Origin of the sequence: Rossellomorea sp. SC111 (genome assembly GCF_024733565.1) — a bacterium.
Taxonomy (GTDB): Bacteria; Bacillota; Bacilli; order Bacillales; family Bacillaceae_B; genus Rossellomorea.
In genome coordinates, this window is sequence record NZ_JANIOC010000005.1 from 178029 (window position 1) to 191441 (window position 13413).

The following is a 13413-nucleotide window of genomic DNA, read 5'->3' on the forward strand; positions in this document are numbered from 1 at the left end:
AATGGGAAGAATTGTTCAATAAGAATCAATAGGAATGAGGGATTACTGTAAAATAAATATTTACGTATTATGTCTAATAAATAAAGTAATGCAAAAAATTGAGAAGATGCACATTAGTAATATTACACGGCCAAAAATAGGGGGAAAGTAATGTTTATTATATTTGGGGTTATTGCCATAATAGCAACTTTTATTAATCTTTATATGTATAGAGCAGGAAAGGATTATAAGCTTGCTATGGCGGTAGGATTATCATTTACTGCATTAACAATTTGTACAGAATATAGTCTTGTATCCAGGTGGGTAAAAATAGAAGATTGGTCAGCTTTAGGGGATGTAGTACCTGGTATGGAAAGGGCATTATGGTTTTTGACAATTGTTTCGATCTTACTAAATATAGCACCTATACTTTTTGAACTTAAAGGTAAGAAATGATTAATGTATCATCATTCATATAATATGCAATTAATGGGTAAGTCTTTGTGTATGACTAACTGGCGCAATTATTGAAGATCAGCTAATTGATCCAGCTATTGCCCTTCTTTAATCAGGCAGGATAATGAAATAATTCGATACTTAAATAATTGCTTTTTCCTAAACAAATATGGTGTTGTCCTTAAAAGGACAGGTAACAGACGAGTAAGAATCAATCCACGAGCACGTTTTCAGGCATAACCACAAGCAGGGTTATGCCTCTTATTATGGAATAATTAGTTAAGTAGTAAATTCTAACATGTATGTAACTCTGGTTGAATACACGTTAAATTGTGATAAATATCTATATTCCTAGCTCCAGGTGTAAATGATGGGTACCAGAATACCATTCGTGTACTATCTCGTTAACCTTCATAATGAATTTTAGAATGGATTTTTGAACAATTAACTAATTACCAATGAAAATAAAAAAGAGAACTTTCAGATTAAGAAAGTTCTCTTTTGTGTTCAAAGAAATAATTGGTTGAATAACTTTATTCCTTACCTTATATCGTTATTGTACCATTCAATTTTTTGAAATATAAGACTATTATTACATTAAATTGTTCATTACCATTAATTTGAAGAGATAGGGGGAGTAGGGTGGATTTTGATAATCTTAATTACGAGAGACCTGACATTGCAGAATTTGAAGGAAAAGTACTTCAACTTTTAGAAAGGTTCAAAGCAAGTGATTCTCATTTGGAACAGTTCGAATTAATAGATCACATTAATTCTCTACGGAATGATGTGTTAACGATGCTTACTATAGCTCAAATCAGGCATCACTTAAATACTTTAGATGTTACATATCAAAAAGAGCAGCAGTACATCAATGAGAATTGGCCAATCTATGAAAAAATAGTAGCTCTTTTTCATGAACACATTTCCTATTCTCCTTTCAAAGATGAGATCAAAGAGAAATTTGGTGAACAATTCGTTTGCCTAGGTGAAGCTTTTCAGAATACAGTTAGTTCTGAAGTCATCGAGTACTTAAGTAAGGAAAATAATCTAATAAGTGACTATACAAAATTGCTGGCTACTTCAACCGTTGAATTCAGTGGAGAGAATAGGACCTTATCTCAAATAGACGCATTTTTGTATTTAGCCGATCGTTCAATTAGAAAGCAAGCTGGTGAAAAAAAGTACGAGTTACTCAGCCAGCTAGAAGAAAAGATAGATCATATTTTTGTTGAATTAATTAAAGTAAGAAACACCATAGCAATGAAGCTTGGACATGATTCCTTTGTGGAGCTTGGTTATGCCAGGTTATCAAGAATCGGTTATGATCAAGCAGAGGTAGACGACTTCCGGAATCTAATCTTAAAATACATCGTTCCCATTGCTGAAGAAGCGAGAGAGAAACAACGAATCAGGTTGGGTCTGAATAAGTTAACCTTTTACGATGAAGACATTCGCTTCAGGACCGGTAATCCAAGCCCAAAAGATGATGTGGAAGGGATGGTATCTAGTTTTGAAGAAATCCTCAATGAGATTTCGTTAGAAGCCGGGGAATTCTTTCATTCGTTGTGCGCTAATCATCTACTAGATTTACTTCCTAAAGAAGGTAAAGCGAGAGGAGCCTATACTACATACTTATGTAATGAAAAAACACCCTATATTTTTGCGAATTTGAATGGTACCAGAAAAGATATCAAAGTGTTAAGCCATGAATTTGGACACGCCTGGCAAATGTATCTATTTAATCAACGGAACAGTATCCCGGAATACATCCTGCCCACAAAAGAAGCTTGCGAAATTCATTCCATATCGATGGAATTCCTTGTTTGGCCCTACCTGGAGAAAATATTTGGTGAGGATGCTGAGAAATATAGATATGCTCATCTTGAAGATGCCATATTTTCAATGCCTTATAGGGCGGCGATAGACGAGTTCCAGCATTTCATCTATAAGAACCCTGCATTATCCATTTCAGAGAGAAAAGAGAAGTGGATTGAAATTGAGTGCCAATATATGCCTTACAAGGCAGATTACGAACATACCTATCTAAAGAGAGGATCATTTTGGCAGCAACAAGCACACATATTTACAACACCCTTTTACTATATAGACTATGCCCTTGCCCAAATGTGTTCCTTACAGATCTGGAGCCAGGCACAAAAGAATAAATCGATGGCTTGGGAGGAATACATGAATCTTTGTAGGCTAGGTGGAAGCAAATCATTTCTTCAATTAATAGAGGAAAGTGGAATCACCTCTCCATTTAAAGAACAGGGATTTACTTTCATAAAGGGTGAGATTGAAAAATGGTTCGAGTTGAACGAGAAAAAGAATGAAGAATGAGTCGATCAACAAAGCAGATATGTGGGCAGGTCCCTTGGCACTTACGGTTAAAGAAAATTCGACACTGCGGCATGATTATTGGAAAACTCGCATGATTGCATTTGAAACTCGCACGATTGTAACGGAAGGCGCATGATTAACCCAAATCCAACATGATCTTTTTATATCTCGCATGAATCTTCTCTTATCCCCTTATCAAGGGTATGCGATGGAAGGAATGAAAGGTTGAAAAAGACTATTTAGAGGAAAAGCTTTAAAAAAACGTCCCATTGGCAGACCAGGGGACGTTCTTTTGATTTAATATGGGCACATTTCACCTATCAATCTAAACGAGAGAGATTCTTTTTTGGAAGATTCATTATAGAAAAGTCGAGTATTGCTCAAAAACACAAAATTTGAAATAATTGGCATTAGGGGTTGTGAAAGGATTGAGAGCTATTAATCAACTGATCAAAATCAATGACCATAAAATTGAAGTTCTTCTTAAAGGGAGTAAAGGCCCACTGGTTATTGTCCTTACAGGGATGGGCTGCTCATTTGAGGAGTGGTACGAGGTAATACAAACGTTAAGTAAAACGTATAGAGTCCTGACGTTTCATCGGCAGGGACTGGGTCAGAGTGAGATCGGGACTGGGATTCAAAATACAGCATCCACCGTTCGCGATTTATCCGACATACTCAATCACCTTCAAATCGATGAGCCGCTTTATTTAATGGGACACTCTTATGGCGGCCTATGCGTTCAGCACTTCGCTAAAGTTCATCCTGAAAAGGTAGCCGGAGTGATATTAGTAGACTCCATCTCTGTTGAATTGAAAGAGTTAGTGAAGCTTGATCTACCTGTTTTAAATCAAGACACAGATGAATTATGGATTGAAAAAAGCTTGGCTTATTCAATAAAAAATGAACAAGAACTATCGGAAATCATTCAACCTTCCCTTATTGAAAAACAACGGAAATTGCCAATGGCCATTCAGCAAAAACTGTTGGACTTTCAGGTAAACCCCTTACTTTATAAAGCGATGGCATCAGAGATCAAGGAATGGACGAAAGATGCTGAAGTTATTAGGAGTTTAGGCAGTTTTCCTGATGTTCCATTGCTCGTGATTGGACGGGACAAGGAATATACGATTCAGTCTGAATTAGAAAATGGCATACCTGAATGGGAGTTAAGAGTATTTGAAGAGAAATGGGAAGAGCTTATCACCAAGCAGAGTGAATTATCTATCAAAGGTGAATACATCCTTGCGAGTCATTCGGGGCATTCCGTGTTCATCGATCGACCTGATTTGATCATTGACTCTGTACATAAAATGGTGGGACGGGTAGATCGTGTCGGACTGATACAAAACTAGATACCTAATTTCATTAAGATTTTGATTGGATCCTCCTAAGAAATATCTGTCCAAGAAAAACGAAGCAGGTGAATAAAAGTGAATAACGTAATAGAAAAACTGAAAGAAATAGATGTTGGAGAAGTAGGGATAGCGATCTATTCCACTAAAGGAAATAAAGAAAGCACCTCTCTAAATAGTGAACTCACAATCCCCCTTGCTTCAGCTGCAAAAGTGGCAATAGCATACTGTGTAGCGAAATGGGTAGAGGATGATGTGGTTGATTGGGATGCGATTGTTGAAGAAGTATCCTTTAATCCAGAAGAAGATAGCAAAGAACTTTATCCACATCTGCAAAATAGACCAACCCTTCCTCTGAGGGAGGCAGTTGAGGTAATGATTGCTTGCCACGATAGCTATATTGCTAGAAGCATTGTTGAATTTTGTGGTGGGTGGGAAAAGGTGAATAAGTCCATTCAGTCTCATTATCCTTCCATCCATGTTACTGAAAACCCAAGGGATATTGATAATATGGCTAAGCTAAACGAAATGCTAGATTTGATGCTACGTATCTATCAAGGGTACAAAACGCACCCCCTCTTGTGGACACCCCTCATTAATGGATTGGTTAGACAAAAGGGGGACATAATGCAAATACCGGTACACCATCTAAATCATATGACAGGTGGACTGGAAAATGCAGCTGTTGATATCGGTATAATGGGTGACTTCAATGACAACCCTTATATCTTTGCATTAGGGGCGATTCATTTACCTAATCGATTAAACAACCAGGTTCCTGACGGTAAGATTATTGAAGCGTTGGAGTTGCTTTATGGTGAATTTCTAAAGCAGTAAGCAGCTATAGTTAGCTATTGGGAATAATGGGGGAATTTTCGTGCATCCAATAACACTAATAGAAATCACAATGTGTGCAGCATTTATCATGATCCTCTTTGCAATCGCATTTTTATTCCCTAAAAAGAGTAGAAAACTGAGTCTCATTACCGCGTCTTCAATAACTGTCATCGTTCTTTCATTCTTCGTGATTCGACCCTATTGGATTGATTATCAAGTATCAAAGAAGACAGCTCAACTAGATCATTTTCTTGAGAAAAAATACCCCGATCAAGAGTGGGAAATTGGACATCAGACAGGGAGGCAATACAACCCTTATCATTTAAAGGTTGAGTTTGAAAACGAAAAAGGCTGGACTTATACGTACTCGGTGGTAGATGAAAAGACTATTTGCCAAAACGCTTGGACACCCCCGGAGGGCAGTTTACCAAAGGAAGGGAAGCATTTTGAACGTAACCAGTGTGAATAAGTAATTTTCATTGGGAAGGGGCTTTAGCTTTCCCTAATTATAACTGAAGACAGCAAATTGATCTCCGGTTATTCTCCACCTTCAATTATTGGGGAGTTTAGTTTAATAAAAATGAAACTAAATTGAAGAATGTCTAATTTTATGGGAGGTGTACGTATATGAAAAAAATAATGAGCAATATTTTGCTTTTTGCACTCATATTATTAGCTGCTTGTTCTGGGCAAGAAAAAGGAGAATTAAAAAGAGTGGATATTCAAAAGGCTAATAAAGAAGGAAATTACGAAGAAGTTGTAATGATAACAGATCATGAATCTATAGAGTTATTAAAGAAATTATTTGAAGATATTAAATGGGATGATAAAGAGGTGAACATGGCTAGAAACCCAGATGTAAAAGCAACATTGTTTTATGAATATGATAAAAACATGCCTGAAAGATTGGTTGAATATGAAATTGGGTTTCATGAAAGTTCAGGTACAACAACGATTGTAAGCAGTAATGAGAATCAGAGTTATGGAGAGTTAGATAAAGATAATACAAAAACCTTTAGGGGAATTTTGTTAAAGTAACGGGGGCAATAAATGAAGATCTGCTAATTGATCGGGCAATATTTTAGTCATATTAACCCTTCCCCCTTAACTTTGGAATGGCTTTGGATCAATTGTTAATTTTATTCGATTTGCCCCTATAACCGCATTTTTATGTTTGATATTTTGTTTTTTAGGCACTAAAAGAAAACCGGGCATAGGTAAAACAATATCAATGATTACCTTAGGTGTAAGTATCATTTTTTGTTGGTTTTTCCTTGGTGTTTTTGTTTGGATATTCATTTGGAGGATAAGGGAAGGCTCTTTAATTGGGCAAGGTAGTTGAACAATCAATTAGGAAATTGTGATAACAGAGAACGGTCGTGATAAATTGTTAAAGATTTGTACATTATTTTTTCAATAACAGGTATTTCACTTGCTGGGTACGGGTTGGTAACTGGGGATTTTAAATTTCAACCATATATGATCTTGTTTTTGGGCTTAACAATGTTAGTAATGGGACTAAGGGAGTTTCAAAAGGGGAATAAAGGATACGGCTGGTTAGGCGTAGTTACATTCATATTTATCTTTTTTGTATCCATCCAAACTTTCATATGGATGTAAAGTGGGTAATAACTGAAGGTCGGCAACTACTTCCTAATGCCAATAAAGGGGGCAATAGCTGAAGATCCAGCTTCAGGAACCAAGATTAATTTAATTATTATTCTGCTAAAGGACGGTATTTTAAGAGTATTATTTTTTATGGGGGAAGTAAATATATGAAAAATAGATTACTGCTGGTAACTGTATTATTTTTTGTTTTAGGGTCTGCTATGGTTAGTAGTATGAATTTGCTTAGTTATACATATAAGTCAATTTTTTTCGTCATTGCTGAAACCGTTTTAATTCTTATAGGATTAGTAAGTTTATATAGATTTCAGAAGAACTAAACACTAATTTCATTCAGAACTTCTTAAACTAAGCTATACAGCAGCTCCTCTGGCTTGATTATGTTAGTGCATCTTCGGTTAACAGTGAAGATAGACGATTAAAGTTAATAGAGTTATTAAAATGATTATTAAGAGGCGATTAAACTGAGAATTGTTAAAATAATATTCGGGACTATTGGAAGTGTAATCTTAGGCTTACTATTTATGGGCGGAGGATTAGACATAGACGATATAAGATTTCATAAAAATATACGGAAGTTAAAAAAAGAGGGGTGGTTCAAGGAACTTAGCGACAATGCCAATTATTATGAACGGATATTTCATAATGAAGTAGTACGAGAATACTTACTTCAAGATAATATTGTTGAAAAAATAAAGAAGGATGAGCAAGAAAGAAATAATTTAATATCGCTAATCAAGGCATCTTTTTGAAATTATCAATTGAAAATTCTACCTTAAGTGAACAAAAATAATTAGTTGTGAAGTATAGGGACGGCTTGCTGCTTCCATTTAATAGAGAAAGGAAGCACAAGAACCGTCCCTGTGCTCCATATAGCGGGGTTGATAGAACGGTGGTTTGAGTTGAATAAACTTCTGTGGTACACTTTATTATAATGAGCGTTCTATATAAAGGGGTAGTAACATGAGAAAATCCAATAAAAAAGTAGATATTATGAATACAGCTGAAGCGCTATTTTATCAGCACGGGTTTCATTCGGTGGGGATTAAGAGGATCCTGGAGCAGGCAGAAGTGGCTACGATGACGATGTATTATCATTTTAAATCCAAGGAAGAATTGATTGCTGCTGTCTTAATGGAAAGGGAAAAACATTATTTCATGTTATTAGATAGTAAAATTAACAAAGACACAGATGTTAAAGATTATGTGAATTCTATCATTGATGCCCACCTTACATGGGTTGAAGAGGAAGGTAATAATGGCTGCTTGTTCTTGAGAGCAAAGCAAGAGTATGCGGATAGAAACGAGCACATTTCCTCCTTAAGCCAAGAACACAAGCAAAAGCTGATCAATAAAATCGCAAAGGATCTGAATAGTTTCAAGGACAGTGAAGCAATTAGTGTGCAAATTTCAATTCTATTAGAGGGCATTACTTCGATGGCCCAAATCCTCGACATAGAAAAGGTTAGAACCAGTGCATATAAATTAGCTGAAACCATTAAAGTTTCCGAATGAATCTATATTGAGGAACGTAGGAAATAATACTTATTTCCTTTATTTTTTTGCCTTTTATTATAATGAACGTTCTATATAAAAAGGAGGTGCAATATGAATTCAACTAAACTGATTTTAGTCGGCTTACCGATGATTGCGGTCACGTATGGTTTATCCCGTTTTAGTTACGGATTAATGCTCCCTTACATTAGTGAATCAATAAGCATGAATTCATCTACTTCCGGTCTGATTTCATCCTTGTCCTATCTTGCCTACTGTATTGCAATCGTATTAGCTATGGTATTTTCCAAACGACTTACTCCTAAATTTATTTTAATGACGGCGGGCTTCTCCTCGATATTGGGTTTAGGATTAATTGCTGTTTCACCTAATTCGTTAATCCTGGGGGTAGGAATTTTTATAGCTGGGCTGAGTACAGGGGTTTCTTCGCCGCCATATGCAGAAATTGTTAGTGAAAATATTGATAAAAATCTGCAAAACCAGACGAATTCATGGATAAACTCTGGAACTAGCATTGGAACAGCATTGACTGGACTGGTGGCAATCCTACTTGCGGATCAATGGAGAGTAAGTTATTTCATCTATATGGGGATCGCGATATTCGTGTTAATGGTAAATTACAAATTACTTCCTGAACATCGTTCGGGGGAAAGGCAGGCGGCCATTCGTTTCCGTGAAGAGAATTGGCGGCATTCACTCCAGCTGATCATAGGTTCGATATTATTAGGGATCGTCAGTTCAGCTTATTGGACGTTCTCTCGGGACTTTATTTTGAATTTAGAAAGCGCTCCTGAATATCTTGGCGAATGGTTTTGGGTGATTATCGGAGTAGCAGGGTTACTCGGTGGAACCGTAGGGGCCGTAATCAATAAAATTGGGATAGGAAGTGCATACCGAATTTCTGTGGTCCTGCTATCTGCATCCTCCCTGACATTAGTGTTTTTTTCAGATAACAAAATGACAGGGTTTCTTTCACCCTTCCTTTTTGGGGGCTCGTATATTTTCATGTCGGGAGTTTTAATCGTATGGGGAATTTCCGTATTTAAGAGTAACCCTTCCTTAGGGCTGGGTGTCCCATTCGTCCTGCTTGCGTTTGGACAAGTGATAGGATCAACGCTTGCTGGATTCATTGCCAATATGGAAGGATATCCTTTTCTGTTTATTGTCTTCTCCTTTATTGGTCTCTTCCCTCTCTTCTTAAAACCTAAAAGCGAGAGAGCCAGGGGGTGAGCAAGTGAAGCATGGGGACGGTTCTTGTGCTTCCATTTTTATCGAAAAGGGAGCACAGGAACCGTCCAAGCGCTTCCTGATGACTATGCGAGAAAGTCGAGAACCCTCTTGATGACAAGCTTCGTCGCTTCAGCATCGTAAGAAGGTATACTGCTGTCGGTGAAGAGGTGTTCCTTGCCGTCATATAGAAAAAGCTCAGCGTGATGAGCAGACTTCACAAGTTCACGTGCTGCGTTGATGTCGCCGTCTTCAACGAAGAAGGGATCTTCATTCATGGCATGAATTTGCACAGGCAAGTCGGCTGGCCATGGAGATTCGAACTCCGAGGTCGGGAGGCAGGCATGAAAAAACAGAGCGCCTTTTGCACCTTCGCGCGTTTGAGCGAGCTGCTGTGCTGCCGGAACACCGAGTGAAAAACCGGCATAAACGACATCTCGTGAAAGGTCGCCTGCAGCCTGAATGCCACGTGCCGTTACTTCTGCAAATCCGATTTCCTTCACAAATCCTAAGCCTTCTTCCAGTGAGGAAAATGTGCGGCCATCAAATAAATCCGGCACATGCACGATATGCCCCGCATCTCTCAGTTGGTCGGCGATTGCTTCAATCCCCTTCGTTTTCCCTAAAACATGGTGTAACAACAAAACTTCAGCCATCATTTACTCCTCCATTTAAATCCGTCTTATGTATAAATTTCGACAAAAATACTGTTTGACCTGCTAGAACTTTAACTTCTTCCCAATGCTCTAGTTTTGAAAGGGATTGTTGAATTTTCTTGCGTTTTATAAGTGTTATTTGAAATAATTGGAATAGGGAATTGCGACTTTTAAGAAAGTAATGCTTACTCTTTTCCTGAAAATAGGGAGGCTCAATGATGAAAGGTAAAGAATTATTAGAGGCGGTAGACTTTAAAAAACTGACGATCGTAGAATTACAGATAAAATTCGAGGAACTAAAGAATAAATACCCTGAAAAGAAGATTATCTTTTTTACCCAATCTGCAACCATCGAGGCTGATTTTCAGATGCAACTAGCTGAAAATTTAGAAGAGGAACCTATTTTGGGTCGTGCTCTGCAAGAATACGAGCTTAGTCCAGAAATAGACATTACAGACAAAACAATAATAAATTCTTCTGCTTGTATTTACTTAACGAATGTGAAACTAACACCCTTATCAACACCGAATTCACCAATGTATCTAGAAGAGTTTATTTTGTTTTCAGACCATTTATTAGGGTTAACAACTACTTAATAAGTTCTACTGAAGGGGGCAATAGCTGAAGAATAGCTAATTGATTACCGGCTATTGCCCATCTTCAATTATTGGGCAGGTTAACTGAAGCAAGAAGCTAGAATCAAGATATTAAACCTGGAGAGCATACTTATCATTTTCTAATGGAAAAGAGGCATTAGCTATGGGCGTTAATAATTATCTAATTGAAGGTGTTTCCTGCACCGGGAAAACTACCGTCTGTAATGAATTGCAGCGGCGCGGTTATCAAGCCATTCATGGTGACCGCGAACTTGCCTATCAAGGCGATCCGGAAACTGGTGAACAGACCGATACTGCCTCCCACGAGAACCACATATGGGATGTAGATAAAGTGAAAGCGTTGATTGATAATAAGGACGAGCCGTTAACATTTTTCTGCGGTGGGTCCAGGAACTTCTCGAAATTTATCGATCTATTTGACGGTGTGTTTGTTCTCGAAGTCGATACTGAAACATTAAACCGACGACTGGACGAGCGACCGGAAAATGAATTTGGCGGAAAGAAATCGGAAAGGGAGCTCATAGTCCATTTGCACGAAACGAAAGAAGACATTCCGAAAAACGGAATGATCATTGACGCAACTGAATCAATTGAACACATAGTCGATGAGATCGTTCATCAAAGCGAAGGAAATTAGCTGGGGTAAAGTATTGCTCAACTAACTGATGGTGGTCAATTTATCTCAGACATTGGTGATGAAATTAGAAAGAAATAATCCTTCTTTTTATAGAACATCTGTTACAAGGAATGAGATGTAATAGGTCCAAGCTGGGGGCAGAAAATTTGAATGTAGAAGTACATAAAACTGTAGAGCAACTGATTAAGAAAAATAAAAGAAAAAACACAGATATAGAGATAAAGAATTTACAAACAAATAAAGATGGGTTTAACAATAATATTGCAATGTTTCATCTTACCTATTTCCATGATGAGGGGGTATTTAGTAATAATGTTGTCCTAAAGGAATTTAGTGGAAATCTGATGCTTTCTAAAGAATTAACACTTCTAAGGAGTAATGCTGTAAATTCCTGCATTAATACTCCAACTGTCTATTTTGTTGATATTGATATGGGAATAATGCTGATGGAATACGTTAAAGGGGATACTCTGGACAGATATATTACATCTAATTCAGCAGATAGGGGATTAGCGTTTGGGAAATTTGGTACAACCCTTGCACATATTCATTCCATTAGCACTGAAGAGGATCATGACGATATCGATTTACGACACAAAAATGATATCCACTTTTATCTAGAAAGTTTAAAAAATAGAGTCTCTAAGTTTGAAAACTCAATTTACGTTAATTGCCTTCAAAACATATCGAAAAAATTTAGGGATGTTTCATTTACTGAAGCTTTAAATCACGGAGATTATCACTTTGGGAATACCATCATAACGAACGAAAATAAATTATATATTTTAGATTGGGAAAAAGCTTTTATAGGAGATCCTCGTTTCGATATAGCGAATAGCCTTACATTGGGATATTCGTGGTTTGGATTGTGCTTCAAAGAAATTATGGTAGATGCTTATCAGAGCATCATTAATAAAAAAATTGAACATTTGGAGTGCTTTGAAGCTTTATCAAGTTTTGACTCATTTACTAAGGTGGTCCCCCTAATACAAGGTGCAGATGACTCGCATATTCGTGATAGGTCTTTTGAGTGGTTAAAGCGACGTTATGAATTATTTGTAAAACATAACGGAACAAGAATTAATGAAGCGGAAGAATACTTACTATCTAAAGGTTTACCATTAAGTATTTTGTAATATCAACCGGAGGCAATCACTGAAGAACAGCTAATTGATTCGGCTATAGCCTTCTTCAATTAATGGGCATGATAGGTGGAAATTGAATTTATTTTTAAGGGGGAATGTCTTGTGTTTGTAGTAAATGTAGAAGGTGCTATTCACCGTGATGGTAAGTGGCTATTAATTCTGAGAAGTGAAAAGGAGGAACACGCTGGAGGCACTCTTTCACTAGTGGGCGGAAAATGTGAAATTGAAGGAGTTTCATCAGATATTCTAGAAAGGACTTTAAAACGAGAGATCTTGGAAGAAGTAGGCAGTGAGGTTACGGGTCTTGAATATGTAAATAGTTCTTCCTTTGTTACTGAATCAGGAATCAATGTAATTGATATCGTTTTTCTATGCCATCACAAAACTGGAGAACCTTACGCAAAAAGCACTGAAGAAGTTGATGATGTTATTTGGATGACTACGTCAGAGATTCTTGCGCATACGGAACTACCTGTATATCTAAAAGAAAATATTAAACTGGCGGACAAGATGCTATGAGCTCATTTGTATGTTAAATGTTAGCAATGGATAAGTAACATAGGAGGTCTACCATGAAAATCAACAGAATGGATCATGTAAGTATAAACGTTAACGACCTTGCAAAGGCAAAAGAGTTCTTTATTGGTTTAGGTCTTGAAGTAAAAGCCGAATGGGAAATGGATGGAGAACTGTTGGACAGGGTGGTTGGCCTTAAAGATGTGAAAACGTTATGTGTAGGAATGGGGGTGCCGGGCGGTCAGACGTGGATTGAGCTCGTCAAATATCTTACTCCTTCAGATGAAAACGGTATTCAGCAAACGTTTCCCAACACGTTGGGTATCCGCCATATTTGCTTTGCTGTTGACGATCTTGACACAATGGTTGCCCATTTAAAAATGAATGGTACGGAAATCTTCAGTGAGGTCCAGCAATATGAAGAAAGTTATAAGTTATGCTACGTACGTGGTCCGGAGGGGATTATTCTAGAGCTGGCGGAGGAAATCAGATGAAAAAGGGGAT

17 protein-coding genes are annotated in these 13413 nt (G+C 37.3%); 15 read left to right on the forward strand and 2 right to left on the reverse strand.

The features are described 5' to 3' along the window. Positions 1-150: 150 nt before the first annotated feature. From NQ095_RS08335 to NQ095_RS08365, 7 genes are all read left to right on the forward strand, one after another. Positions 151-435 carry a hypothetical protein gene (locus NQ095_RS08335; RefSeq protein ID WP_258263022.1) on the forward strand — a complete coding sequence of 95 codons (285 nt, stop codon included), beginning with the start codon at positions 151-153 and terminating at the stop codon, positions 433-435. Between the two features lie 642 nt (positions 436-1077). Beyond that, positions 1078-2778 (forward strand): M3 family oligoendopeptidase, encoded by a 1701-nt coding sequence (locus NQ095_RS08340; RefSeq protein WP_258263023.1) that lies wholly within the window; start codon positions 1078-1080, stop codon positions 2776-2778. Next, on the forward strand, positions 2768-2914 hold the full coding sequence (locus tag NQ095_RS08345; RefSeq protein WP_258263024.1) for a hypothetical protein: 147 nt from the start codon (positions 2768-2770) through the stop codon (positions 2912-2914). The genes NQ095_RS08340 and NQ095_RS08345 overlap by 11 nt, the downstream gene beginning before the upstream one ends. 292 nt (positions 2915-3206) lie before the next feature. After that, complete coding sequence (locus NQ095_RS08350) at positions 3207-4133, forward strand: alpha/beta hydrolase (protein WP_258263025.1); 927 nt, start codon at positions 3207-3209, stop codon at positions 4131-4133. Positions 4134-4211: 78 nt separating this feature from the next. Then, entirely contained in the window at positions 4212-4970 is a 759-nt protein-coding gene (locus NQ095_RS08355; protein WP_258263026.1) for a serine hydrolase, read from the forward strand. A gap of 40 nt (positions 4971-5010) precedes the next feature. After that, positions 5011-5439, forward strand: coding sequence for a hypothetical protein (locus tag NQ095_RS08360; RefSeq protein WP_258263027.1), 429 nt, complete (start codon positions 5011-5013; stop codon positions 5437-5439). A gap of 158 nt (positions 5440-5597) precedes the next feature. Beyond that, positions 5598-6008: a hypothetical protein gene (locus NQ095_RS08365; protein ID WP_258263028.1), complete on the forward strand. Its 411-nt coding sequence runs from the start codon at positions 5598-5600 to the stop codon at positions 6006-6008. 66 nt (positions 6009-6074) lie between these two features. Here the strand turns inward: NQ095_RS08365 and NQ095_RS08370 are convergent, their stop codons facing one another. Then, the gene (locus NQ095_RS08370; protein WP_258263029.1) at positions 6075-6269 is read right to left on the reverse strand and encodes a hypothetical protein; all 195 of its coding nucleotides are present in this window, start codon (positions 6267-6269) and stop codon (positions 6075-6077) included. Positions 6270-6449: 180 nt separating this feature from the next. On the opposite strand from NQ095_RS08370, the gene NQ095_RS22505 reads away from it, so the two are divergent. From NQ095_RS22505 to NQ095_RS08385, 3 genes are all read left to right on the forward strand, one after another. Next, positions 6450-6590, forward strand: coding sequence for a DUF3953 domain-containing protein (locus NQ095_RS22505; protein WP_309137627.1), 141 nt, complete (start codon positions 6450-6452; stop codon positions 6588-6590). Positions 6591-7559: 969 nt separating this feature from the next. Beyond that, positions 7560-8111 (forward strand): TetR/AcrR family transcriptional regulator, encoded by a 552-nt coding sequence (locus NQ095_RS08380; RefSeq protein ID WP_258263030.1) that lies wholly within the window; start codon positions 7560-7562, stop codon positions 8109-8111. A 93-nt stretch (positions 8112-8204) separates the two neighbouring features. Further along, the gene (locus tag NQ095_RS08385; RefSeq protein ID WP_258263031.1) at positions 8205-9341 is read left to right on the forward strand and encodes an MFS transporter; all 1137 of its coding nucleotides are present in this window, start codon (positions 8205-8207) and stop codon (positions 9339-9341) included. An 83-nt stretch (positions 9342-9424) separates the two neighbouring features. Here NQ095_RS08385 and NQ095_RS08390 read toward each other — a convergent pair whose 3' ends face one another. Further along, positions 9425-9997 (reverse strand): dienelactone hydrolase family protein, encoded by a 573-nt coding sequence (locus NQ095_RS08390; protein ID WP_258263032.1) that lies wholly within the window; start codon positions 9995-9997, stop codon positions 9425-9427. 212 nt (positions 9998-10209) lie between these two features. Between NQ095_RS08390 and NQ095_RS08395 the strand changes: the two genes are divergently transcribed. The 5 genes from NQ095_RS08395 to NQ095_RS08415 all read left to right on the forward strand — a co-directional run bounded on the left by NQ095_RS08395 (position 10210) and on the right by NQ095_RS08415 (position 13403). Further along, positions 10210-10590: a hypothetical protein gene (locus NQ095_RS08395; protein WP_258263033.1), complete on the forward strand. Its 381-nt coding sequence runs from the start codon at positions 10210-10212 to the stop codon at positions 10588-10590. A gap of 163 nt (positions 10591-10753) precedes the next feature. Beyond that, entirely contained in the window at positions 10754-11248 is a 495-nt protein-coding gene (locus NQ095_RS08400; RefSeq protein ID WP_258263034.1) for an AAA family ATPase, read from the forward strand. A 146-nt stretch (positions 11249-11394) separates the two neighbouring features. After that, positions 11395-12384: an aminoglycoside phosphotransferase family protein gene (locus tag NQ095_RS08405; protein WP_258263035.1), complete on the forward strand. Its 990-nt coding sequence runs from the start codon at positions 11395-11397 to the stop codon at positions 12382-12384. Between the two features lie 111 nt (positions 12385-12495). Further along, positions 12496-12912: an NUDIX hydrolase gene (locus NQ095_RS08410; RefSeq protein WP_258263036.1), complete on the forward strand. Its 417-nt coding sequence runs from the start codon at positions 12496-12498 to the stop codon at positions 12910-12912. 53 nt (positions 12913-12965) lie between these two features. Further along, positions 12966-13403: a VOC family protein gene (locus NQ095_RS08415; protein ID WP_258263037.1), complete on the forward strand. Its 438-nt coding sequence runs from the start codon at positions 12966-12968 to the stop codon at positions 13401-13403. Positions 13404-13413 lie beyond the last annotated feature (10 nt).